At 20.5% G+C, this 24585-nt stretch carries 19 protein-coding genes and 1 tRNA gene; 13 read left to right on the plus strand and 7 right to left on the minus strand.

Annotation, left to right across the window (positions count from 1 at the left end; translation table 11 throughout):
* Positions 1-70: 70 nt before the first annotated feature.
* Positions 71-1705 (plus strand): methionine--tRNA ligase, encoded by a 1635-nt coding sequence (gene metG / locus BUCICURT3053_RS00390; protein WP_154061056.1) that lies wholly within the window; start codon positions 71-73, stop codon positions 1703-1705.
* Positions 1706-1715: 10 nt separating this feature from the next.
* On the opposite strand, the gene tilS is transcribed toward metG, so the two are convergent.
* Positions 1716-3038, minus strand: a complete 1323-nt coding sequence (tilS, locus tag BUCICURT3053_RS00395) for a tRNA lysidine(34) synthetase TilS (protein ID WP_154061057.1) — start codon at positions 3036-3038, stop codon at positions 1716-1718.
* 25 nt (positions 3039-3063) lie between these two features.
* Positions 3064-3136 (minus strand) — tRNA-Val (locus BUCICURT3053_RS00400).
* Between the two features lie 189 nt (positions 3137-3325).
* Here BUCICURT3053_RS00400 and tyrS point away from each other — a divergent pair.
* Positions 3326-4615 carry a tyrosine--tRNA ligase gene (tyrS, locus tag BUCICURT3053_RS00405; protein WP_154061058.1) on the plus strand — a complete coding sequence of 430 codons (1290 nt, stop codon included), beginning with the start codon at positions 3326-3328 and terminating at the stop codon, positions 4613-4615.
* Positions 4616-4660: 45 nt separating this feature from the next.
* Here the strand turns inward: tyrS and BUCICURT3053_RS00410 are convergent, their stop codons facing one another.
* Entirely contained in the window at positions 4661-5005 is a 345-nt protein-coding gene (locus tag BUCICURT3053_RS00410; protein ID WP_154061059.1) for a HesB/IscA family protein, read from the minus strand.
* 750 nt (positions 5006-5755) lie between these two features.
* Here BUCICURT3053_RS00410 and BUCICURT3053_RS00415 point away from each other — a divergent pair.
* From BUCICURT3053_RS00415 to BUCICURT3053_RS00450, 8 genes are all read left to right on the plus strand, one after another.
* The gene (locus BUCICURT3053_RS00415; RefSeq protein WP_154061060.1) at positions 5756-6805 is read left to right on the plus strand and encodes a 3-deoxy-7-phosphoheptulonate synthase; all 1050 of its coding nucleotides are present in this window, start codon (positions 5756-5758) and stop codon (positions 6803-6805) included.
* Between the two features lie 82 nt (positions 6806-6887).
* Positions 6888-8822 carry a threonine--tRNA ligase gene (gene thrS / locus BUCICURT3053_RS00420; RefSeq protein WP_154061061.1) on the plus strand — a complete coding sequence of 645 codons (1935 nt, stop codon included), beginning with the start codon at positions 6888-6890 and terminating at the stop codon, positions 8820-8822.
* Between the two features lie 3 nt (positions 8823-8825).
* Positions 8826-9362: a translation initiation factor IF-3 gene (gene infC / locus BUCICURT3053_RS00425; RefSeq protein ID WP_154061062.1), complete on the plus strand. Its 537-nt coding sequence runs from the start codon at positions 8826-8828 to the stop codon at positions 9360-9362.
* A gap of 64 nt (positions 9363-9426) precedes the next feature.
* Entirely contained in the window at positions 9427-9624 is a 198-nt protein-coding gene (gene rpmI / locus BUCICURT3053_RS00430; RefSeq protein ID WP_154061063.1) for a 50S ribosomal protein L35, read from the plus strand.
* Between the two features lie 51 nt (positions 9625-9675).
* Positions 9676-10035 (plus strand): 50S ribosomal protein L20, encoded by a 360-nt coding sequence (gene rplT, locus BUCICURT3053_RS00435; protein ID WP_154061064.1) that lies wholly within the window; start codon positions 9676-9678, stop codon positions 10033-10035.
* A gap of 116 nt (positions 10036-10151) precedes the next feature.
* Complete coding sequence (pheS, locus tag BUCICURT3053_RS00440) at positions 10152-11156, plus strand: phenylalanine--tRNA ligase subunit alpha (RefSeq protein ID WP_420021832.1); 1005 nt, start codon at positions 10152-10154, stop codon at positions 11154-11156.
* Positions 11157-11171: 15 nt separating this feature from the next.
* On the plus strand, positions 11172-13565 hold the full coding sequence (gene pheT, locus BUCICURT3053_RS00445) for a phenylalanine--tRNA ligase subunit beta (RefSeq protein ID WP_154061065.1): 2394 nt from the start codon (positions 11172-11174) through the stop codon (positions 13563-13565).
* A 4-nt stretch (positions 13566-13569) separates the two neighbouring features.
* On the plus strand, positions 13570-13884 hold the full coding sequence (locus BUCICURT3053_RS00450) for an integration host factor subunit alpha (RefSeq protein ID WP_154061066.1): 315 nt from the start codon (positions 13570-13572) through the stop codon (positions 13882-13884).
* A 387-nt stretch (positions 13885-14271) separates the two neighbouring features.
* Here the strand turns inward: BUCICURT3053_RS00450 and glyS are convergent, their stop codons facing one another.
* Together glyS and BUCICURT3053_RS00460 are read right to left on the minus strand one after the other, a co-directional pair.
* Entirely contained in the window at positions 14272-16353 is a 2082-nt protein-coding gene (gene glyS / locus BUCICURT3053_RS00455; RefSeq protein WP_154061067.1) for a glycine--tRNA ligase subunit beta, read from the minus strand.
* 3 nt (positions 16354-16356) lie between these two features.
* Positions 16357-17238: a glycine--tRNA ligase subunit alpha gene (locus tag BUCICURT3053_RS00460; protein WP_154061068.1), complete on the minus strand. Its 882-nt coding sequence runs from the start codon at positions 17236-17238 to the stop codon at positions 16357-16359.
* Between the two features lie 305 nt (positions 17239-17543).
* On the opposite strand from BUCICURT3053_RS00460, the gene nfo reads away from it, so the two are divergent.
* The 3 genes from nfo (at position 17544) to rsmA (ending at position 20024) form a co-directional block, all read left to right on the plus strand.
* The gene (gene nfo, locus BUCICURT3053_RS00465; protein WP_154061345.1) at positions 17544-18413 is read left to right on the plus strand and encodes a deoxyribonuclease IV; all 870 of its coding nucleotides are present in this window, start codon (positions 17544-17546) and stop codon (positions 18411-18413) included.
* Positions 18414-18550: 137 nt separating this feature from the next.
* The gene (gene rplY, locus BUCICURT3053_RS00470; RefSeq protein ID WP_154061069.1) at positions 18551-18847 is read left to right on the plus strand and encodes a 50S ribosomal protein L25; all 297 of its coding nucleotides are present in this window, start codon (positions 18551-18553) and stop codon (positions 18845-18847) included.
* A 361-nt stretch (positions 18848-19208) separates the two neighbouring features.
* The gene (gene rsmA, locus BUCICURT3053_RS00475) at positions 19209-20024 is read left to right on the plus strand and encodes a 16S rRNA (adenine(1518)-N(6)/adenine(1519)-N(6))-dimethyltransferase RsmA (RefSeq protein ID WP_154061070.1); all 816 of its coding nucleotides are present in this window, start codon (positions 19209-19211) and stop codon (positions 20022-20024) included.
* Between the two features lie 144 nt (positions 20025-20168).
* Here the strand turns inward: rsmA and carB are convergent, their stop codons facing one another.
* Together carB and carA are read right to left on the minus strand one after the other, a co-directional pair.
* The gene (gene carB / locus BUCICURT3053_RS00480) at positions 20169-23402 is read right to left on the minus strand and encodes a carbamoyl-phosphate synthase large subunit (RefSeq protein WP_154061071.1); all 3234 of its coding nucleotides are present in this window, start codon (positions 23400-23402) and stop codon (positions 20169-20171) included.
* A complete protein-coding gene (carA, locus tag BUCICURT3053_RS00485; protein ID WP_154061072.1) occupies positions 23386-24519 on the minus strand; it encodes a glutamine-hydrolyzing carbamoyl-phosphate synthase small subunit in 1134 nt (377 codons plus the stop codon). Before carA ends, carB begins: the two co-directional genes overlap by 17 nt.
* Between the last annotated feature and the right edge of the window lie 66 nt (positions 24520-24585).

Genomic DNA, 24585 nt, shown 5'->3' on the forward strand with positions numbered 1-24585 from the left:
TATAAAAATAAAAATTAATTAGATTATGTTTGTGATATTTTTATTTTTTTATTATTTTATGGTTTATTTTATGAAAAATTTTACTAATACTATTTTAGTAACATGTGCTTTTCCATATTCTAATGGTGATATACATTTAGGACACTTATTAGAACAAATTCAAGCAGATATTTGGATTCGATATCATCGAATGAGGGGTCGTTCTGTTATTTTTATTTGTTCAGATGACACACATGGAACTGCTATTATGTTAAAAGCAAAAAAAATGAAAATTAGTCCAAAAAAATTAATTGAATGTATGCAAAAAAAACATAAAAATAATTTTTTACAATTTTCTATTATTCATGATCATTATTCATCTACAGATAGTAAAATTAATAAAAATTTATGTGAAAATATATATCATATAATAAAAAAAAAAAAATTAATTAAAGAAAAAAATATAGATCAGTTATATGATAAAAAATTGAATATGTTTTTATCAGATAGATTTATAAAAGGTATTTGTCCAAAATGTAAATCTATTAATCAGTATGGTGATAATTGTGATTTTTGTGGGGCAAATTATAATGCTATAGAATTATTGAATCCTATTTCAGAATTATCAGGTTCATCCCCTGATATTAGGAATTCTAAACATTTATTTTTTAAATTATCTTATTTTTCACAATTTTTAAAAAAATGGATTAATTCTGGAGTTATTCAAAAATCTGTGTTAAATAAAATAAATGAATGGTTATCTATAGGTTTGCGTTCTTGGAATATATCTAGAGATAAACCATATTTTGGTTTTAAGATTCCAGGTTTTTCCAATAAGTTTTTTTATGTTTGGTTAGATGCTCCTATTGGTTATATTAGTTGTTTTAAAGAATTATGTAATATTAAAAAAAATATTAATTTTAATGAATTTTGGTCTATAAATTCAAAAAATAAATTATATCATTTCATTGGTAAAGATATTATTTATTTTCATAGTTTATTTTGGCCTTCTATATTAGAAGCAATTAATTATAGAAAACCTACTAAAATATTTACTCATGGTTATGTTACTTTTAAAGGATTAAAATTATCTAAATCAAAAGGATTAGTAATTTCAGCAAATAAATGGTTATCTTATTTTGATTCTGATTCTTTAAGATATTATTTTGCTTCAAAATTATCACATACTATTGAAGATATAGATATAAATTTATATGATTACGCATATAAGATTAATTCAGATATTGTAAATAATATAATTAATTTGGCTGCAAGAAATAGTTCTTTTTTAAAAAAATATTTTTTTAATACATTATCAAATGATATTAAAGAATTAAATTTATATCAAAAGTTTACTAATATGACTGTATATATTCAAGATTTATTTGAAAAAAGAAAATTTTCATTAATAATACAGAAAATTAGATATTTATCTAATCTTGCGAATAAGTATATTGATGAAGAAAAACCTTGGTTATTAATAAAAAATATAGATAATCGAAATAAAGTTCATGATATTTGTTCTTTAGGAATAAATTTATTTCGAATATTAATGATTTTTTTAAAGCCTATTATGCCAAAATTAGTATATAAATCTGAATTATTTTTAAATACCTTGTTTTCTTGGGATAAAATTCATGAACCATTATTAAATCATAAAATTAATGATTTTTCATGTTTATATACACGAATTGAAATTAGTCTTATTGATAGATTTTTAAAATAAATGAAATATTTTAATTTATTAAATTTATCCATAAAATTTTTATATATTCATTATCTGTTTTTTTAATATAATTTTTATTGAATATACCAATACCAGTTATTAATTTTTCATTATAAAATAATAATGGTATTGTGTTTCTTATCCATGGTGGTATGTTGTTTTTTTGAAATATTTTTTTTATATTTTTTTTTTTTTTTATATTATTGTGTATATATTCTTTTTTAATATAAAAACGAATATTAATTAATGTATTTTTTGAAGGGAATGGGATTTTGTAATTTTTTTTTTCTTGAAAAAAAAATTTTTTAGATATTAAAAATCCTAAATTTTCTGGTAATTTTAAAGGTATAAAAATATTATTCCAATATATAATTATATTTTTAATATTATCATTTGGAATGATATAGTATATTTTTTCTTTAAATTTTCTGATTTCTCCATTATGAAAAATTATTTTTTTATTATGATAATTCTTGTTTAAAATAATTTCTTTATATATTCTATTTAAAACTTTATAAGTTGGAATACTATTACATTTATTTTTTAACCATTCTTTTAATACGGAATATTTTGCTTCTAATTTTAGATTAGAAAAATTTATTAATGATAATGATCCGTCTAAAAATGTATTTTTTTTTAAAAAAATTTTAACAAAATAGTTTAATGCTTTTTGATCTCTTTCAAGTATTTTTATACTTTTTGTACAATTTTTTAAAAATTCTGGCCATCTTTTGTACATTTTTAATAAAATTTTATTTCTCAAGAAATTTCTATCATATTGAATTAATTTATTAGATTCATCTTCTATCCATTTTATTTTGTTTTTTTTAGCCCAAGATATAATTTTTTTTTTTTGTATAGATATTAATGGACGTACTATCTGAATATTATTATATTTTGAACTAAATTTTATTCCTGATAATCCATTAATTCCGCTTTTTCTTTTTAATTTTAAAAATAAATTTTCACATTGATCGTTAAGATTGTGCGCTTGTAATAATATTTCTGTTGGAAGTAAATGTTTTTCAAAAATTTTAAGTCTTTTTAATCGAGCATAACCTTCTATTCCATATTTATTTTTTTTTGGAATATGTATATTATCAATAATAATTTCTATATTGTATTTTTTACAAATATACTCACAATATTTTTGTGCAGTTATAGAGTGTGAATATAAGTTATGATTTATATGTATTACTCGAATTTTTATATTAATTTTTTTTTTATAGATAAGTAATTGGTGTAATAATACAATGGAATCAACACCTCCACTTAAAGCTAATAAAAATTTTTTTTGTTTGGGATATTTTAAAAATAATTTTTTTATAAACATGATTAATAAATTACATATGATTTTTTACGTTCGGGTGGATTTGAACCACCAGCTTCTACCATGTCATAGTAGCACTCTAACCATTGAGTTACGAACGTATTTATTATAATATTCTACTATATAATGAATAATTTATCAATTAAAAATATATATTTTTATATTATTTTAATTTAGTATTGAAATATAAATAATAATTTTTTTTAAAAATAATTATATAATAATTAAATTATATTTAGTATTTATAATAGTTTATTCTTGTTAATTTTAAAATTTAATAGGTTATTAGAATGGTTAATAAAATTAGTATTATGGATTTTTTAGAAAAAAAAAATTTTTTTTCTCAAATTTTTAATAAATTAGATTTATATAAATATGTACAAAATAATAGAATTTTTTTGTACTGTGGTTTTGATCCTACGAATAGTAGTTTACATATTGGTCATTTATTGCCGATTTTATGTTTAAAATATTTTCAAAATTTTGGTCATACTCCAATTATTTTAATTGGTGGAGCAACAAGTATAGTTGGAGATCCTAGTTTTAAGGATAAAGAAAGGAAAAAGAATTCATTAGATTTTTTAAGATATAATCAAATTTGTTTAGAAAAACAATTATTATTTTTTTTTGATGACAATAAGTATCTTACTAATAAAGCATTAATATTAAATAATTATTCTTGGTTTCAAGATATTTCGATATTATCCTTTTTAAGAAAAATTGGAATACATTTTTCTATAAATTATATGATTCATAAAAAATCAGTTAAAAAAAGATTAATAAAAGAAAAAACAGGTATGTCGTTCACAGAATTTTCATATAGCTTAATGCAAGCATATGATTTTTCTTTTTTATATAAACGATATGGAGTTAAATTACAGATTGGAGGATCCGATCAATGGGGTAATATTTTATCTGGTATACATTTAATTAAGAAATTATATAATGACGAAGTATTCGGTGCTACTAATTCATTATTAACAGATACAAACGGAAAAAAATTTGGTAAAACTGAAGAAAGTACTACTATATGGTTAGACCCTAAATTAACCAGTCCTTATAAATTTTATCAATTTTGGATTAATATTTCAGATCAAGATATTAATAATTTTATTACATTATTTACTACTATTGATATAAATATGATAGATATTAAATTTTGTGATACTAATTATAAAACAAATATTATAAATAAAAAAATCTTTCTAGCAGAATTCCTAACTCAATTTGTACACGGTCAAAATTCTTTAACTTCTGTTAAACGAATTATAAATTTTTTATTTAAGGGTGGATCTGTTAATAATATTAAAGAAGAAGATTTTATTCAATTACTTCAAGATGGAATTCCATCAATTACTTGTAAAAATTTTTTAGATTTACCACATTTATTAGTACAGTCATCATTATCTGCTTCTTTGACTCAAGCTAGAAATATGATAGTTTCTGGAGCTATATATATAAATGGTGTAGTACAAAATCAAAAAAATTATTTTTTTTCTTCATTAGATTTGCTGCATAATAAATATACATTGTTACGTAAAGGAAAAAAAAATTATATTCTTGTTTTTTGGAAAATTTAATTATATATTTTATTTTTTTTTGAGATATCTTAAGTTTCAATATTTTTATATATTGAAACTTTCTCCACAACCGCAAGTAGAAATATGATTTTTATTTTTAAATGTAAATGAATAATTTAATCCTGTTTTAGAAAAATCTATAATAGTTGTTTCTAATTTTGATATTATATTTTTTGGAATAATAAATTTGATATTTTTTATTATAAAAATATTATCAGAATTGTAAATATTATATACTAATTTTAATATATATTTAAATCCAGCGCATCCAGATTTTTTTATTTTTATTTTGATTCCTTTACTTTTTTTTGCTTGATTTAATAAAAATAAAATTTGTTTTATTGCTTCTTTAGTTATTTTAATTGGTACTTTTTTTGTGCTTTTTTTCATAATTTTTTTTATATAAATAAATATATTTAAAGATTATTAATAATATTTTTTTTAAAATTATTAATTATATTATTTTTATGTGTATCTAGATGATTACTTTATTAAATAAATTTATTATTAAAATTATTTAAATTTATTGTATAATTTTTATAAATACATTAACTATTATGTGAATATAAAAATAAAAATGAATTAACTTTTATTAATTAGAATTATATCTTTTTTATATCATAAAATCATTATTTTTTTGTAGTAAAATTAAATTAGTTAATTTATTTATTAATTTTTTATATAAAAAATTTAATAATTATATATTTTAAATTTTAATTTACTGTTTTTATTTTTAAAAAATAATTTTGTATAAAAGTAATGATTTTTATGTTATTTTAAGTATTTTAATAGAAAAATATTTTGATATCATGAGTTTAATGATTTATAAATATTTTTATATACATAAAATATTTAAAAAAATCTTATTTTTTTTATTTTATATATAATTTATTTTTTATAAAAATAATAATATATAATATTATTTAATTTTATTAAATTTCAATTACTGTATTTGAATATGTTATTATATTTTATATGAAATAAATATATTAATTTTATATATAGATTTTTTTAAAAAAAAATTTTATTTTTAGTTATACTATCTAATATAATATTTTTGTATTTATATATATTTATTTTTTATAGTTTATCGTGAGATAGTTTATATTTACATTTTTATAAAATTATATAGAGAATAAAATGAAAAAAATTGATGAATCAGTTAGTTTTAAAAAAAATAGTTTATTAATAACCCCAAAAATTTTATTTGATCGTTATAAAATAACTACTGCAGTATATAATTTAATTCAATTGACACGTGATAATATACAGAAAATCTTATCAGGTCAAGATAAAAGATTACTAGTTATTATAGGTCCGTGTTCTATACATGATCCTATAGCAGCAATAGAATATGCTAAAAGAATAAAGACATTGCGTAATAAATATTCTTCTTATTTAGAAATTGTTATGAGAACATATTTTGAAAAACCTCGCACAGTACTAGGTTGGACAGGTTTAATATCTGATCCATATTTAGATGGTAGTTTTAATGTAAATGATGGATTAGCAATAGCAAGAAAATTATTATTAAAAATTAATAAACTAGGCGTTCCAACAGCGACAGAATTTTTAGATTCTACAGTAAGTCAATTTATTTTTGATTTAATTAGTTGGGGGGCAATCGGAGCTCGTACTACTGAAAGTCAAGTACATAGAGAACTTGCTTCTTATTTACCATGTCCTATAGGTTTTAAAAATGGAACTGATGGTAATATTTCAATTGCAATTGATGCAATTCGTTCTGCAAAAGCAAGTCATTTATTTTTATCTCCAGATAAATACGGAAGAACTGTAATTCACCACACAAAAGGAAATCATTATGCACATATTATAATGCGTGGTGGAAAATTACCTAATTATCATAAATCAGATATTGATTTTGCGGTTCAGCAATTAAAAATATTTGATTTACCTGATAATTTAATAGTTGATTTTAGTCATGCTAATTCGCTAAAAAACCATAAAAGACAGTTGAATGTTGCTAAATCAATTGCGAATCAAATTTATAACAAATCTACTTCTATTTCTGGGGTTATGATTGAAAGTTTCTTAAAAGAAGGTTCACAAAAAGTATGTAATATAAAAAAATTAGTATTTGGTCAATCTATTACTGATCCTTGTTTAGGTTGGGAAGAAAGTGTTTCTATATTAGAACAATTATCTGAATCTATTAAAATTCGTTTTTAAATTTTTTTATAAATATAAAGAATATTTATTCTTATATTAAAATATGAGTTTTATTTAATATAATTTTTTTTAAGGATTAAATATGCAGGTTGTTACAACATGCAATGGAATTAAAAAGATATATAAAAGTCCTGTTACTTTAAAAAAAATTTTTAAAGATATATATCCAAAACATTTATTACATTTTATTGCTGGATTTATAGATAATAAATTAGTTGATTTAAATACATTAGTATATCGTGATTCATCAATTATAATGATTGATGAAAACAATAAAATGTTTTTACAAATGGTAAAACGTTCTTGTATGCAATTGTTAAATCGTATATTAAAATCTATGTGGCCAAATGTAAAAATAGCAGGTGGATGTATAACTGAATCTGGTTTTTATTGTGATATAGATATGTTATATATTTTAACAAAACAAGATTTAAATAGTATTTCTATAAATATGTTAGAAAAAGTTTCTAATTCATATGAAATATATACAAAAACTGTTTTTAAAAAAGATTTTTTAGAATTATTAAAAAAAAAAAATGAGATTTATCAAATCAGCATTATTAATAAACAATCAGTTAATGAAAGTAATATTAATATTTGCTATCATGAAGATTATTGTGAATTTTCTAAACAACCTCAAGTATTTAATATTAAGTTTTGTAAATATTTTTTATTAAAAGATATTTCAGGAGCATATTGGAATAATAAAAAAGAAAATAAAATGTTACAAAGGATTCATGTTATTGTCCAAGTTTCAAAAAGAAGATTAATAGATTTTATTTCGAAAGAAAAAGAATTAGAAAAACGTGATCATCGTAAAATTGCAAAGTTTTTGAATTTATATCATATTCAAAAAGAGTCTCCTGGTATGATATTTTGGCATGAAAATGGATATATTATTTTCAAACAATTAGAAGATTTTATTCGTAATAAGTTACTTAAAAATAATTATATAGAAGTAAAGAGTCCTGTTATTTTAGATAAAACACTTTGGAAAAAAAGTGGTCATTGGAAATATTATAATTCATCTATTTTTGTTACAAAATCTGAAAATAGAGAATATTGTATAAAACCTATGAATTGTCCAGCTCATGTTCAAATTTTTAAATATGGTTTAAAATCTTATAAAGATTTACCAATACGTATGTCTGAGTTTGGTAGTTGTCATAGAAAAGAATCTTCAGGTTCTTTACATGGATTAATGCGTGTGCGTGGTTTTACTCAAGATGATGCGCATATTTTTTGTACGAAAGAACAAATTAAATTAGAATTAAATAATTGTATTAATTTATTATTTGATTTGTATAACACATTTGGTTTTAAAAAAATTACTATAAAGTTTTCAACTCGTCCAGAAGAAAGAATTGGAAGTGATGATCTTTGGGATCAAGCAGAAAATGATTTAGAATCTGTTTTAAAAGATTACGGATTGCCTTTTCAATATCAATTAGGCGAAGGAGCATTTTATGGTCCTAAAATTGAAATTGCATTAGAGGATTCTTTACAGAGAATATGGCAATGTGGAACGATTCAATTAGATTTTTATTTATCTAAAAAATTAAATGCTTTCTATATTGATAGAAATAATTTTAAAAAACATCCTATTATTATTCATAGAGCTTTTTTAGGTTCTATAGAAAGATTTATAGGTATTTTAATTGAAGAATATAATGGAAATTTACCTATATGGTTGTGTCCAATTCAAGTAGTTATAATAAGTATTTCTACTATACATGTTTCTTATGTAGAAAAAATAATGAAATTATTGTTGTCTTATAAAATAAGAATTATTTCAGATATTACTTCTAATAGCATTAGTTTTAAAATTCGTAATTATATTAATAAAAAAATACCATATATTTTAATATGTGGAGATAGAGAAATAAAAAATAATGATATAACAATAAGAAATCGGTTTTCTAATAAACCATATCAACAAAATATTAATATTTTTATTAAAAATATTATTAATAATATTAAAAATTATAGTATAAATGATATCAATATGGAGGGCTAGAGTATAAAAGTCGGAAAAAAAAATCAATTATCCCGTCCCCATCGTATTAATAAAGAAATTATTTCTTCTAAAGTAAGATTAATGGGTTTAGACGGTGAACAGTTAGGAGTTACTAGTTTTTATAAAGCATTAGAACAAGCTAAAATACATGGATTTGATTTAGTTGAAATTAGTCCTAATTCTGTACCCCCGGTATGTCGTATTATGAATTATGGTAAATTTTTGTATGAAAAAAGTAAAGCTCTTAAAAAGCAAAAAAAGAGACAAAAAATAGCTCAAATGAAAGAAGTAAAATTCAGACCAAGTACAGATAAAGGAGATTATGAAGTTAAATTGAGAAGTTTGATACGATTTTTAAAAGATAGTCATAAGGTAAAAATTACTCTTAGATTTAGAGGTCGGGAAATGGCCCATCAAAGTATTGGAGTAAACATGTTAAATCGATTAAAAAATGATTTATCTATTTTGGCAAATGTTGAATCATTTCCAAGAAGAATCGAAGGTAGGCAAATGGTAATGATTTTATCTCCGAAGAAATAAATTTATTTATATAATTTATTTATTTGATTTTTAATATAAGATATTTTTTTATTTTGGAATATTTATGCCTAAAATTAAAACTTTACGCAGTGCTGCAAAAAGATTTAAAAAAACTGCTTCTGGTCAATTTAAGCGAAAACAAGCAAATTTGCGTCATATTTTAACTAAAAAAAATACCAATTATAAACGTAATCTTCGTAAAAAAGTTATTGTTTCATCATCCGATCGAAGTAAAATTTCTTTTTTTCTTCCTTATATTTAATTTTTAATAAAATTTTATATACTTTGATATAACTTATAAAGGAGATTTTTAATGGCACGTGTAAAAAGAGGTGTTACAGCACACGCTCGTCATAAAAAAGTAATTAAATTAGCAAAAGGTTATTATGGGGCCCGTTCTAGAGTATATCGTGTTGCAAATCAAGCTGTTATTAAAGCGGGCCAGTATGCTTATAGAGATAGACGTAATAAAAAAAGGAATTTTAGAAAATTATGGATTATAAGAATTAATGCGGCTGCTCAAAATTATAATTTATCATATAGTCAATTTATACACGGTTTAAAAATATTATCAATTAATATTAATCGAAAAATATTAGCAGAAACGGCAGTTTTCGATAAAGAAACATTTGGTTTATTAATAAATTATTCAAAAAAAGCTTTAACTAATTAATAAATTAATAAAATTTTTATAAACTTTATTAGAGGGAGTAACCAATCTCCCTATGTATATGGAAAATATTTATTAAAAATATATTTATATTATAATTTTAGTATATTGGTATAAACGTGAAATTAAAAAAAGAAATTCATCAATCTTTAAAGAAAATTTTTAGATTAGCAATTCTAGAAATGAAAGAAATAGATAATATTAATTCATTAAATAATTTTCAATCTAAGTATTTGGGAAAAAATAGTATTATATCTTCTTATTTTAGTAAATTAATTAAATTAAATATTTCTGAGCGTATACAATGTAGTATCATTTTGAATGATTTTAAAAAAAATATTAAAAATAAAATTAATAATAAAAAAAAAAAAATATGTAGAAATATATTAAAAGAAAAAAAAAATAAATCTTTTTTTGATTATTCTTTACCTGGTAGAAAACTTGAACGTGGCAGTTTACATCCTATTACTATGATTATTAATGAAATGAAAAAAATTTTTAATCACTTAGGTTTTTTAATATATTATGGTCCAGAATTAGAAAATGTATATTATAATTTTGATTCTTTAAATATACCTAATAATCATCCATCAAGAAGTATAAATGATACTTTTTGGTTTAATTCCGATTATGTTTTACGTACACAAACATCTAGTATGCAAGTGAGAATTTTAGAAAAATATTCTCATCCAATAAGAGCTATTTTTCCCGGAAAGGTATATCGTCGTGATTACGATCATACACATACTCCTATGTTTCATCAAATTGAAGGTTTAATAGTAGATAAATCAATTTCTTTTTCAAATTTAAAATGGATTTTAGAAAATTTTATTACACAAATTTTGAAAAAAAATGTTAAAGTGCGCTTTCGTAGTTCATATTTTCCTTTTACTTGTCCTTCAGCAGAAATGGATATTCAAGATAAATATGGAAATTGGTTAGAGATTTTAGGTTGTGGGATGGTTCATCCTAATGTTTTAAAAAACTGTAAGATTGATCATAATATTTATTCAGCTTGTGCTTTTGGTATTGGTATAGAAAGAATTGCTATGTTAAAATATTCAGTATCTGATATTCGTTATTTTTTTGAAAACGATATACGATTTTTAAAACAGTTTGTTTAATAGAGATTATTATAAATGAAGTTTGGCGAAGAATGGTTACATAAATGGATTAATCCGTCTATTTCAAGTAAAAATATATGTAGACAATTAACAAATTTTGGTTGTGAGGCAGAGTGCATTAAAGAAGATAAGATTCTTTTTTGTAATACAGTTGTAGGTCAAATTATTTCAAAAAAAATATTTAATGTAGATAAAAAATTAATTGTATACACAGTATGTATTTATAAAAATAAAAATATTCTTATTATATATAAAGAAACTAAGTATTTATTGATTGGAACTAAAATTCCAGTTATTTTATCTAAAAAATTTTTAAAAAAAAATATTGATAAATTTCTTTTTGATTTTAATGAAGATATTTCAAATAGTATTTTAGGCTCTTATAGTAAATTAAATATAGAAAAAGATAATCATGATATTATTATTCTTGAAGATAAAGCTAAAATAGGATCAGATTTTAATGATTATTTTTATAAAAATACCTGTATAATTAAATTATTTATTCCTTTTAATCGTATAGATTTACGTTCTATTTGGGGTATATCTAGAGAAATTGCAATATTAAATAATTTACCTTTACCTAGATTAGAATATAAATCTTCTTTAGATCAAAAGAAACTTTTTTCATGTAATTTTAATATTAATATTCAAATTAATAATATTCAATATATTTTTTGTGAATTATATTCAATAAAATTAAAATCAGTTTTACCTTTTTGGATACAAGATCGATTAAGAAGGTCTTGTATGTTAACTAATAATATTATAAAAAATATTCTGAATTATATATTTATTGAAACTGGATATTGGTTTCATGTTTTTGATTTGAATAAATTAAATAAAAATTTATTTATAAAATATTTAGAAAAAAAAGAAATAATTAAAGATATATATAATAAAGATTTTTCTTTGTCAGAAGGTACTATTATTTTATCAGATAATAAAAATATTTTATCTTTCGAAGATATGGAATATTCTAACTATGCAAATATAGATTTTTCTACTAAAAATTTATTTTTGGGATCTATTTGTTTTGATTATCAATTTTTACAAAAGAGAAATATATTAATTCCTGTAATAAATAGACAGTTAGATTGTTCAAAATATAATATATATCCTAATATACAAAAAAATATTTTTGAATATACTCAAAAATTAATAATTGATATATGTAGTGGGACTACTACACAATGTAAAAAATATAATATGAATAATAATAGTTTTATTTCAAATTTATTGTTATTGACAATTAATAAATTAAATAAAATTTCTGGAGTTATTTTTACTAAAAAAGATGTAATATCTATTTTAGATAATGGTTATTTTTCATTTTATGAAAAAAATGATGTTTTTTTTGTTACTATTCCATACTGGCGTTCTGATATTATTATTATTGAAGATTTAATTAGTGAAATTATTCGTATTTATGATTATAAGAATATTAAATCAGTACCACCTAAAGAATATATAAATAATTTTTTAGATAAAAAAGAAAAAGTATCATTATCACGAATTAAATTATTTCTTTCAGATCGTGGATATTTTGAAATTATTTCTTATAGTTTTGTAAATCCTATGATACAAAAACATTTTTTATCAAAATTTAATGTATTAAAAATTCAAAATCCTATTTCTAAAGATATGTCTGAAATGAGATTATCTTTATGGATTGGTTTAATAAGTTGTGTTTCTTATAATCAAAAACGTCAACAAGAATCTATTCGTGTTTTTGAAACTGGATCATGTTTTTATCTTATAAAAAAAGATAATAATAAAATTGTTCAAAATGAATATTTATCTGCGGCAATTAGTGGAGTTATTAGTCGTCGTGAATGGTATTTAAAAAGTAGAAAATTTGATTTTTATGATTTAAAAGGTGATCTTGAATCTATTTTGAATATTTGTGGAAAATTAAATTATGTAGAATTTGTTTCAGAAAATTTTATTGGTTTATGTGCTGATAAGAGTGCCGGTATTTACTTATATGGTGAATTAATTGGTCGAATTGGAGTATTAGATATTACTTTTCATGATATTTTTAATTTAAAAGATCCTATTATTTTGTTTGAAATTATGTGGAAAAAAATTTGTAGTAGAAATCCTATTCATGTAAAATATATATCTATTTTACCGAGTAGTAAAAGAGATATTTCTATAGTTGTTTCAAAAAATATTTTGACTAAAAATATTCTTGATATATGTTACAAAAATATTAGTATAAAAAACACTAATATACATATATATGATGTATATTTTGGATTAAATATACCTCCTAAAAAAAAGAGTGTATCTATTTGTTTTGTTTTTAATAGTATTAAAAATACATTAAAAGAATCTGATATTAATTTAAATATTTTTCAATGTATTACGGCCTTAAAAAATAAATTAGGAGCAACTTTAAGAGAATAAATTTATGGTATTAACTAAAGCAGAAATTTCAGATTATTTATTTAATAAATTAGAATTAAGTAAACAAGATATAAAAAATTTAGTAGAAATTTTTTTTGAAGAAGTACGTAAATCACTTGAAATTGGAGAAGAGGTCAAATTATCAGGTTTTGGTAATTTTTATCTAAGAGATAAAAAACAAAGACCCGGGAGAAACCCTAAAACCGGTGAAAATGTGTCTATTTCAGCTCGAAGAGTAGTAGTTTTTAAACCAGGTCAAAAATTACGAAATAGAGTAGAATCATTAAAATATATAAAAATAAAAAATAATATTACTTAAATCTATTTTTTATACAAAATAGATTTTTTTAAATTTATTAAAACTTTTATTTAATATTAATTAGATTTTTAAAGTTATATTAATAACTAATATATAATTAATGTTTAATATTTTTTTTAAAAAATATAAAATATTTTATAAATTATAAATAATAATTATACTGTATTTATTTAATAATTTTCTATAAATTAATAAAATTATTTAGTTTAATTATTTTAAATATTATTTATTAAAAAGATTTATATTATTTAAAAAATAAATAAATTAATACGTTTACTAAAATAAATATAATAAAAATTATTAATACAGTATAATATTTAATTATATAAATTTTATATTTTTATATTTAAATATATATGCTTTTAAATATATTAATAAATTTTTGATTTATAAATAAGAAAAATTAGTTATATATAAAAATATTTTTTTTATTTTTTTTAATATAAATATTCGATATGATCGTATTTTAATATTTTTGTCGTATACAAAAGAATTTTTAAAAAATTCTTCTATAGGTTGACATAACTTTTGAATATTTTTTAATAAAAGTAAATAATTTATTTGTTCTTTTGTATTAAATTTTTTTTGAATAAATTTAATTAATCGAATAAGTTTGTTTTCATATTTTGTAAACTTTTCTGTACATTTTAAGGTTAATGGATTAACTTTAATTACTTTCATTTTATCTTTTTTTTTAGATAGAATATTATTAATTCTTTTATATATATTTAAAATATTTTCTATATTATTGTTTTTTTTAAATTTTGTTAATGTATTTATACGTATATCTATTTCAACAAGATTTACTAATTTTAAAGATAAAACAGAAAGAATAATATTTTTATTATATTTTTTTATATATAAAGACATATATTTAGAATATATAAATTGCAAAATTGATTTTTGTATTATTTTTTTTTGTTTTATATGATTATATAAATTAATTGATTTTTTAATTAATTTTTTTAAATTAATATTTATTTTTTTTTTTATTATTATTTTTATAATTCCTATTGCAGCTCTACGTAATGCAAATGGATCTTGATTATTTTTGGGAGATTTTCCAATACTAAAAATTCCAGTTATACTATCAATTTTATCTGCAATACTTATTGCGCATGATATTTTTGTAGTAGGTAAGATTGATTGAGAAAATTTAGGTAAATAATGTTCTTTAATTGATACAGCTACATCTTTTTTTTCTTTATTTTGTAAAGCATAATGCATTCCAATAATGCCTTGAAGAGCTGTGCATTCTGTTATTATATTTGTTGTTAGATCACATTTAGATAAAATAGCAGCTTTTTTTGTTAAATCTAAATTAGAATTTACAATTTTTGCAATATATTGGCTTAATTTTTTTATTCTTAATGTTTTTTCATACATCGATCCAAGTTTTTTTTGAAAAGAAATATTTTTTAGTAAAATTAATCTTTCAGAAAATTTTATTTCTTGATCTTTTTTTATAAAAAAATCAATATTACTTAGTTTAGAGTATAAAACTTGTTCATTTTCTTTTATTATTTTTTTGGAGTTTTTTGTATTTATATTACTTATAAAGATAAAATAATTAGTAATTTTTTTTGTTTTAATATTATATAATGGAAAATATTTTTGATTACATTCCATAGTATATACTAGTATTTCTATAGGAATTTTTAAATATTTTTTTTTAAATTGACCTATATGAGCTATCGGCCATTCTGTAGATGCGGTTATTTCTTCTAGTAACTTATTATTAATTGAAACTAATTTATTAATTTTTTTGGATAAATTTATTATTTGATCAAGTATTTTTTTTTTTCTTTCTTCATAACTAATAAGTATATATTTTTTTTTAAATAATTCAGTGGTATATTGATTTGCATGATTAAATATTATTTTTTTTGGAGACATTAGAAAATGCCCATAGGAAATATTTTTAGAATTAATACCTGGTATATTTAATTGAATAATTTTATCGTCTAATAAAACCATTATATTATGTATAGGTCTAGAAAATCTAATAGAATTCTCTTTCCATAACATAGATTTTTTTGATGGTATTTTTTTTATAGTATTAGGTATAATTTTTTTTAATATTTTTCTTAAAGATATACGTTTATTTATGCCAATATAAGAAAGATGTTTCTTTTTATTAATATGAATTTCTTCAGTTTTTTTAATAGAAATTTTATTTAATTCTAACCATTTTTTAGCTATTTCTGTTATTTTATTATTTTTATCAAAAGATTTATTTATTATTGGTCCTATTTTTCTAATATATTTTAATTTATTAAAATAGGATAAAGAAAAAATTTTTAAAGCTATTTTTTTAGAAGTATAAAATAAAATAATTGATTTATATTTTATTTTATTTTTGTTTAATTCTTTTTTAAAAGAACTATAAAAATATTCTGCTATATTTTTAAGTTCTTTGCTAGGTAAATCTTCTGTTTGTATTTCTATTAATAATATTTTTTGATTCATAATTTATCCTTTATTATAAATACATATATACTGTATAGCAATTTTTTTGATTTTTTTTCTTATTTTTAAAATATAGTCTGTTCGATCAGTAGTAGATAATATTTTTTTACAATCTAATAAATTAAAGTAATGAATTGCATATAGCATTTGTTCATATGCAGGAATAGATAGTGGATTAGGTAGTTTAATTAGTCTATCTGATTCTTGGATATGCAATTTAAATAATTTTAATAAATGATTAGTGTTAGAAAATTCAAAATTATAAGAAGAGTTTTCGCGTTCATTATATAAAAATATATCAGAATATTTTATTTTTTTTTCTGAATTACTGTCCCATAATATATCATATATATTATTTACATCTTGTATATGCATAGCAATTCTTTCTAATCCATATGTTATTTCAATTGTAGGTTGATTACAATTTATTCCTCCTATTTGTTGAAAATATGTAATCTGTGTGATTTCCATCCCGTTTAACCATATTTCCCATCCTAGACCGGATGCTCCTAATGTAGGATTTTCCCAGTTATCTTCTATAAATCTAATATCATTATTATTAATATCAATTCCAATATTTTTTAAAGAAAATAAATATAATTTTTGTATATTTTCAGGAAACGGTTTCATAATAACTTGAAATTGATAATAATGCTGTAGTCTATTAGGACTAGTTGTATATCTTCCATCAGAGGGTCTTCTTGACGGCTGTATATAAGCAATTGATATAGGTTCTTTTTTAAGAACATTAAAAAAGGTATGGTGATGAAATGTCCCAGCTCCAATAGATATATCTAGTGGTTGTAAAATTGTACATTTATTTTGATGCCAGAATTTTGTTAGCATTTGAATCATGTTATAAAATGTATATTCTATTTTTGACATTATTTTTCTTTTGTTAGAAATACTCTTAAAAATTTTTTAATATATTAATGTGATTAAAATTTATTAAAGTATTTATATTAATTTTAATAAAATTATTTATTTTAAATAATTTTGTTTGTTTTTTGAGTTTTAAAGTATTTATTTTAAAATAGTTATATTAATATAAATTAACAGTATATTTATATTAATAGTAATATTACTTTTTTTATTTATTGTAACTATTATTATAATCAAAGTAGTATATGTATACTATATTTATTTTTGATTATTATAATATATGTTTTTAAAAGGATTAACTAATTGTGATAAAATATATAGGGGCGCATGTTAGTATAGCTGGAGGATTAGAAAAATCTGTTTTAAGGGCTGTTAAATTAGAAGCAACAGCTTTTTCGTTTTTTATTAATAACCCATTAAGGTGGAATAAAAAACCTTTAGAAAAAAATACAATATATAATTTTCGTAAAGCTTGTAAAAAATATCATTATTCTTCTTCACAAATTTTACCTCATAGTAGTTATTTAATTAATTTAGGTCATCCTAATAAAGCAATGAAAAAAAGATCATGTCAATCTTTTATTCAAGAGATTAATGCTTGTTATAAATTAGGTTTAACTATGATCAATATACATCCCGGTAGTTATTTGTATAAAATTAATGAAAAACAGTGTCTAGAAAATGTTTCTAATTCTATAAATTTTATTTTAAATGAAACTAAAAAGATAATTATTGTTTTAGAGAATACAGCAGGCCAAGGAAGTAGTATTGGCTATTGTTTTGAACATTTAGCATTTATTATTGATAAAATTAAAGATAAGTCTAGAATTGGTGTGTGTTTAGATACTTGTCATTTATTTGCTTCAGGATATCAACTTAATAATGTTGATTGTTTTTTATATACATTTAATAAATTTAATAATTTAATAGGATTTAAATATTTATTAGGTATTCATATAAATGATTCTAAAGGAAAATTTAACAGTCGATTAGATCGACATCATAATTTAGGTTTTGGAAAAATAAAAAAAAATGTTTTTTCTCGTATTATACAAGCTACTGAATTTCAAAAAATTCCTATTATTTTAGAAACAAAAAATAGTGATATTAGAAAAGATGAAATTTTTTGGTTAAAGAAAAAATCATTATTACATAAAAATAGTATTTTTAGTGTTTAAATATTTTTTATTTATATTATAGATAGTTTAATTAATAAAATTAATTTTATATATTTTAATTTTTATAAAATTAAATTATGTTTAATATTCATTTAAATTTTTAAAAAAATTTTAATATTTCATAAGGTTATATAAATATGATAAAATTTAATGCTATTTATCGTAATAAATTTGGTACAAATAATAGTCGTTATATGCGAAGAATAAATCATCAAATTCCGAGTATAATATATGGTAAACAATTTTTAAAAAAGGAATTATTAATTTTAGTAGAACATGATATAATTTTTAATTTACAAAAAAATGATATCTTTTATTCAAGTGAATTATTAATTTCTTTAGAAAATAAAAATTTTTTTGTTATTGTAAAAGATATTCAGCGTCATGCATATAAACCGATATTATTACATATAGATTTTTTATGTATTAAATAGTTGTACATATAAATAATTTTTAATATTTTGTTTATATAAAATATTTTTAAAAATAAAAAATATTTATTTTAAACAATTTTTTATATTTTCTTTATATTTATTAAATATTTTTATCGGCACATATTTTTTATAAATTTAATTTTAATTATTATTTTTATAAAAATTTTTCGTGCCGTTTATTTGGAATAATAAATATTATTATATATAATAAAAAAAATATTATTTTATCTTTTTTAAAATTGTTAAAAGCAATAGTATTTAATTTATTAATTTTTTAATAAATATTAGAAAGAAATATTTTATAATTTATTATTTTTATATTAATTTATAAATTTTTTTAAAAAACTTTTTAGGAAAAAAAATGAATGATTTAATTTATAGAAAACATATTTCGATTAAAAAATTTGGGCAAAATTTTTTAATAAATAAAAAAATTATTGAAAAAATTATAAAAAAAATAAATTTAATTAAAAATGATAATATTATTGAAATTGGACCTGGTTTTGGCGCATTAACATTCCCTATTTGTAGTTTTGTAAAAAAGATGACAGTTTTAGAGATAGATGAAAATATTGTTTTTTTTTTATTAAAAAGTATATTTTTTAAAAAAATAAACGTTATTTTAACTGATGTCATGAAATTTAATTTCATATATTTTTTTTCTGATAAAAAAAATATTTTATATCGTTTTATAGGTAATTTACCATATAATATTTCTTCTTGTTTTTTTCTTAGTACTATCAGGTATGTTCAAAATATTTATGATATGCATTTTATGTTTCAAAAAGAAGTAGCTAATAGATTATTAGCATCCCCGGGAAATAAAGAATATGGTAGATTAAGTATAATTGCTCAACATTTTTATTGTATTAAATCAATTATAAATGTTAATAAATGTAATTTTTTTCCTATACCAAAAGTAGATTCTATTTTTTTACAATTTATTCCGCGAAAAATACACCCTCAATATAAAATAGAAAAATATTTTTTTGCTTTAGAATTAATTACTCGCTATGCTTTTCAGCATAGACGTAAATTTTTGAATAAAAATTTATCTAAATTATTTTCTAAAAATCAATTATTTTCTTTAGGTATTAATCCTTATGTTCGAGCAGAAAATATTAGTGTATCTCAATATTTTTTGTTAGCTAAGGAATTTTTAAAAATAAAAAATTAATATATAATAATATTATTTATTTTTTTTAATTAAAAATACATGTTTATTTAAATTATATTTTAAATATATTTAATAGTTAATATAAATAATTTTATTTTTTTTAACATCCTTGTTAATATTAAAATATTAATTATTTATATAATTTTATTTTGATAAATTTTTTAGTTTTTGTAAACATAATATTGGATATTTTCCAATATGTTGGAATGTGGAAATAGTAGCAAAAGCTCCATTTAAAGTAGAATCATAATGTATTTTATATTTTAATGCATTTTTTCGAATTTCACGAGTTTCTTTATTTATTTTATTATCTATTGATGTATTTATTATATAAATATATTTTTTGTTTTTAATAAAATCTTGTATATTAGGTCTTCCTTCGTGTTTTTTATTAACTAATTTAGCATTAATTCCTATAGATCTTAGTTTTAAATATGTTCCTAAGGTTGCTTCAATATTAAAGTTTAACTTTTTTAATTGTATAGCAATGTTATTTATTGAATTTTTATCTGAATTTTTTACTGATAATAATATTGTTCCTGTTTTTTTAATTTTAATAGATATCCCTAACATAGCTTTATAAAAAGCTAATGAAAATGTTTTACCTATCCCCATTACTTCCCCTGTAGATCTCATTTCAGGTCCTAAAAAAAGATTTGCTTCTGGGAATTTATTAAATGGTAAAACTGCTTCTTTAATAGAATAATATTTTGGTTTTATTGTACTTATATATTTTTGTTCTAATAAACTTTTCTGACAAATTACACGCATAGCTATTTTAGCTAATGGAATTCCGATAGCTTTAGAAATAAAAGGAACAGTTCTAGATGCTCTTGGATTTACTTCTAAAACAAATATTTCATTATTTTTAACAGCAAACTGAATATTAATTAAACCTAGCACATGTAATTTAATAGCTAGAATTTTTGTTTGTTTTTTGATTTTTTTTTCTATATTAGAATGTATTGTATAAACTGGTAATGAACAAGCAGAGTCTCCTGAATGTATTCCAGCTTGCTCTATATGTTCCATAACTCCACCTATAAAAACTCTTTTTTTATCACATATAGCATCTACATCTACTTCAATAGCATTATCTAAATATTGATCTAATAAAACTGTTTGATTTATTGATTTTTTTTCACGATTTTTGAAATATTGTATTAAATTTTTATCATTATAAATTATTTCCATTTCTCGACCACCTAAAACATAGGACGGGCGAATAATAACTGGATATCCAATAAAATTAGATTTTTTTAATGCTTCAGTTATATTATTTGCAGTATCGTTTTTAGGTTGTTTTAATTTTAATTTTTGAACTATTTTTTGGAATTTTTTTCTATTTTCAGATATATCAATATATTTAGGTTGAGTTCCTAATATATTAATTCCTTCTTTTTGAAAATATTTAGCTAGTTTTAATGGTGTTTGACCTCCATACTGAATAACAATTCCCATTGGTTTTTCTATTCTTATAATTTCTAATATTTCTTCTAATGCAATTGGTTCAAAATATAATCTATGAGAAATATCATAATCTGTAGATACAGTTTCAGGATTACAGTTAATCATAATTGTTTCATATTTATCTAAATTTAATATTTGAGCTGCATGCACACAGCAATAATCAAATTCTATTCCTTGTCCAATTCTATTAGGACCGCTGCCAAGTATGATAATTTTCTTTTTATTTTTTGTTGGTAATGATTCACATTCATCTTCCCAAGTAGAATACATATAAGCTGTTTCTGTAGAAAATTCTGCTGAACATGTGTCTATACGTTTATATACTGGATGTAATTTTAATTCATATCTTTTTTTACGTACTTCATTTTCTTTTACATTTATTAATTGAGAAATTCTTAAATCTGAAAATCCTTTAGATTTTAAATATTTTAATTTTTTATAATTTAAATTAGATATTTTTTTTAATTTTATTTGTTCTTCAATTAATATTAAGTTTTGTATTTGTTTTAAAAACCATTTATCTATATTTGTAAGTTTATTTACTGTTTCTATAGTCCAGTTTAATCTGAATGCTTCTCCAATGTACCATAATCTATCTGAACCGGCTTCTTTTAATTCGTATTCTATTTTTTTTTTCTTTAATAAACAATTTTTTATATTATTTTTATGAATATTAATGTCAAATCCAGTGGATCCGATTTCTAAACTTCTGATTGCTTTTTGTAATGATTCCTGGAAAGTTCGACCAATAGCCATAACTTCTCCAATGGATTTCATTTGTGTAGTTAATCTATCATTACATCCATGAAATTTCTTGAAATCAAATCTAGGTATTTTAGTGACAACATAGTCAATAGAAGGTTCAAAAGCTGCTGGTGTATTTTTTCCGGTAATATTATTATTAAGTTCATCTAAAGTATAACCTATTGATAGTTTTGTAGAAATTCGAGCAATTGGAAACCCAGTAGCTTTAGAAGCTAATGCAGAAGATCTGGATACTCTAGGATTCATTTCAATTACTACCATTTTTCCATTTTTTGGATTTATTGCAAATTGTACATTTGCTCCTCCGTTATTTACTCCTATTTCTTTTAGAATGGCAATTGCAGCATTACGCATATTTTGATATTCTTTATCATTTAAGGTTTGTGCTGGAGCAACAGTAATAGAATCTCCTGTGTGTATACCCATTGGATCTATATTTTCAATGGTACATACTACTATAAAGTTTTTAGATTTATCTTGAATAACTTCTAATTCATATTCTTTCCATCCAATTAATGATTCATCAATTAATAATTCAGATATTGGTGATAATTCTAAACCATGTATACAAATATCTTGAAACTCTTCATAGTTATATGCAATACCTCCCCCACTACCCCCCATTGTAAAAGAAGGTCGAACAATACATGGAAATCCAATAAAATCAATAATTGAATTTGCTTCTTTTATACTGTGAGCAATGCTACATTTTGCTGTTTTTAACTTGATTTTTTTCATAGATTTTTCAAATAAAAATCTATTTTCTGCTTTTTGAATAGATTTAATAGTAACTCCTATTAATTCTACCTGATATTTTTTTAGGATACCCTTTTTATGTAGTTGTAATGCACAATTTAAAGCGGTTTGCCCACCCATAGTTGGTAAGATAGCGTCAGGTTTTTCTTTTTTTATAATTTTTTTTATAATATTTATATTGATAGGTTCAATATAGGTAATATCAGCTATTTTAGGATCAGTCATAATAGTAGCTGGATTAGAGTTTATTAAAATTACTTTATATCCTTCTTCTTTTAATGCTGTACAAGCTTGCACGCCAGAATAATCAAATTCACATGCTTGACCAATGATAATTGGTCCAGATCCTATAATTAATATAGAGTTTATATCATTTCTTTTTGGCATATAAATGTTCCTTATTTATTATATTTTTAATAAAATTATCAAATAATTTTTGAATATCATGAGTGCCTGGGTTAGATTCAGGATGGCCTTGAAAACTAAAGGATGGATGATATTTTAATTTAATTCCTTGAATAGTTTTATCAAATAAAGATATATGTGTAACTAACATATTTTTTTGTATTGTATTAGGATCAATAACAAAATTATGATTTTGAGTTGTAATAAATACACGTTTTGTCTGTATATCTTGTACAGGGTGATTAGATCCGTGATGTCCAAATTTCATTTTGATAATTTTTGATCCTAAAGATAATGCTAATATTTGATGACCTAAACAAATTCCAAAAATAGGAATAAAAAAATTTAATAACTTTTTTATATTTTGTATAGTAATACTATATAATCGTGGATCACCTGGACCATTTGATAATAAAATTCCTGAAGGTTTCAGTGATAAAACAGTATTTACTGATGTATTAAAAGGTATTAATGTAATTTTGCACCCTTTTTTTTCTAAAATATTAAGTATACTTTTTTTTACACCAAAATCGAATACAACTACATGAAATATTTTTTTTATATATTTACTTTTTAAATTTTTAATATTCCATTTTTGAATATTTTTTGTTCCTACTGAAGTAATAGGATTACTTTTTTTTATTTTTTTATATTTTTTAATTTTTTTTAAAGCATTTTTTATATTCATATATTTTTCAGATTGAATACATCCATATTGAGATCCTTTATTTCTTAAAATGTGTGTTATTTTTCTTGTATCTACATTTGATATTGCAACAATATTTTTATTTTTTATATACTGTGATAAACTTTTTGTACTATAAAAATTACTATTTTCAGGCGAAATAGATCGAATGATAATTCCATTAGCATAAATTTTATCAGATTCTTCATCTATATTATTTGTTCCAATATTACCAATATGTGGACAGGTAAATAAAATTATTTGTTCTGAATAAGAAGGATCAGTTAAAATTTCTTGGTATCCCGTCATAGCTGTATTAAATACTATTTCTCCAATTGTTTCGCCTTCTACACCTTCTGTAATACCTTGAAAAACAGTTCCGTCTTCTAATACTAAATGTGCTAATTGTTTCAAAATATTTTCCTTATATACAAATTATTGTATTTAAAATAATATTTTATTGATTTTTAATAAATTTAA

Origin of the sequence: Buchnera aphidicola (Cinara curtihirsuta), from assembly GCF_900698895.1 — a bacterium.
GTDB classification, from domain to species: domain Bacteria; phylum Pseudomonadota; class Gammaproteobacteria; order Enterobacterales; family Enterobacteriaceae; genus Buchnera_F; species Buchnera_F aphidicola_AX.

Excerpts from the sequence above, each read along its gene's own strand:
- metG (WP_154061056.1), top strand. The coding sequence starts at position 71 with ATGAAAAATTTTACTAATACTATTTTAGTAACATGTGCTTTTCCATAT.
- tilS (WP_154061057.1), bottom strand. The coding sequence starts at position 3,038 with ATGTTTATAAAAAAATTATTTTTAAAATATCCCAAACAAAAAAAATTT.
- tyrS (WP_154061058.1), top strand. The coding sequence starts at position 3,326 with ATGGTTAATAAAATTAGTATTATGGATTTTTTAGAAAAAAAAAATTTT.
- BUCICURT3053_RS00410 (WP_154061059.1), bottom strand. The coding sequence starts at position 5,005 with ATGAAAAAAAGCACAAAAAAAGTACCAATTAAAATAACTAAAGAAGCA.
- BUCICURT3053_RS00415 (WP_154061060.1), top strand. The coding sequence starts at position 5,756 with ATGAAAAAAATTGATGAATCAGTTAGTTTTAAAAAAAATAGTTTATTA.
- thrS (WP_154061061.1), top strand. The coding sequence starts at position 6,888 with ATGCAGGTTGTTACAACATGCAATGGAATTAAAAAGATATATAAAAGT.
- rpmI (WP_154061063.1), top strand. The coding sequence starts at position 9,427 with ATGCCTAAAATTAAAACTTTACGCAGTGCTGCAAAAAGATTTAAAAAA.
- rplT (WP_154061064.1), top strand. The coding sequence starts at position 9,676 with ATGGCACGTGTAAAAAGAGGTGTTACAGCACACGCTCGTCATAAAAAA.
- pheT (WP_154061065.1), top strand. The coding sequence starts at position 11,172 with ATGAAGTTTGGCGAAGAATGGTTACATAAATGGATTAATCCGTCTATT.
- BUCICURT3053_RS00450 (WP_154061066.1), top strand. The coding sequence starts at position 13,570 with ATGGTATTAACTAAAGCAGAAATTTCAGATTATTTATTTAATAAATTA.
- glyS (WP_154061067.1), bottom strand. The coding sequence starts at position 16,353 with ATGAATCAAAAAATATTATTAATAGAAATACAAACAGAAGATTTACCT.
- BUCICURT3053_RS00460 (WP_154061068.1), bottom strand. The coding sequence starts at position 17,238 with ATGTCAAAAATAGAATATACATTTTATAACATGATTCAAATGCTAACA.
- rplY (WP_154061069.1), top strand. The coding sequence starts at position 18,551 with ATGATAAAATTTAATGCTATTTATCGTAATAAATTTGGTACAAATAAT.
- rsmA (WP_154061070.1), top strand. The coding sequence starts at position 19,209 with ATGAATGATTTAATTTATAGAAAACATATTTCGATTAAAAAATTTGGG.
- carB (WP_154061071.1), bottom strand. The coding sequence starts at position 23,402 with ATGCCAAAAAGAAATGATATAAACTCTATATTAATTATAGGATCTGGA.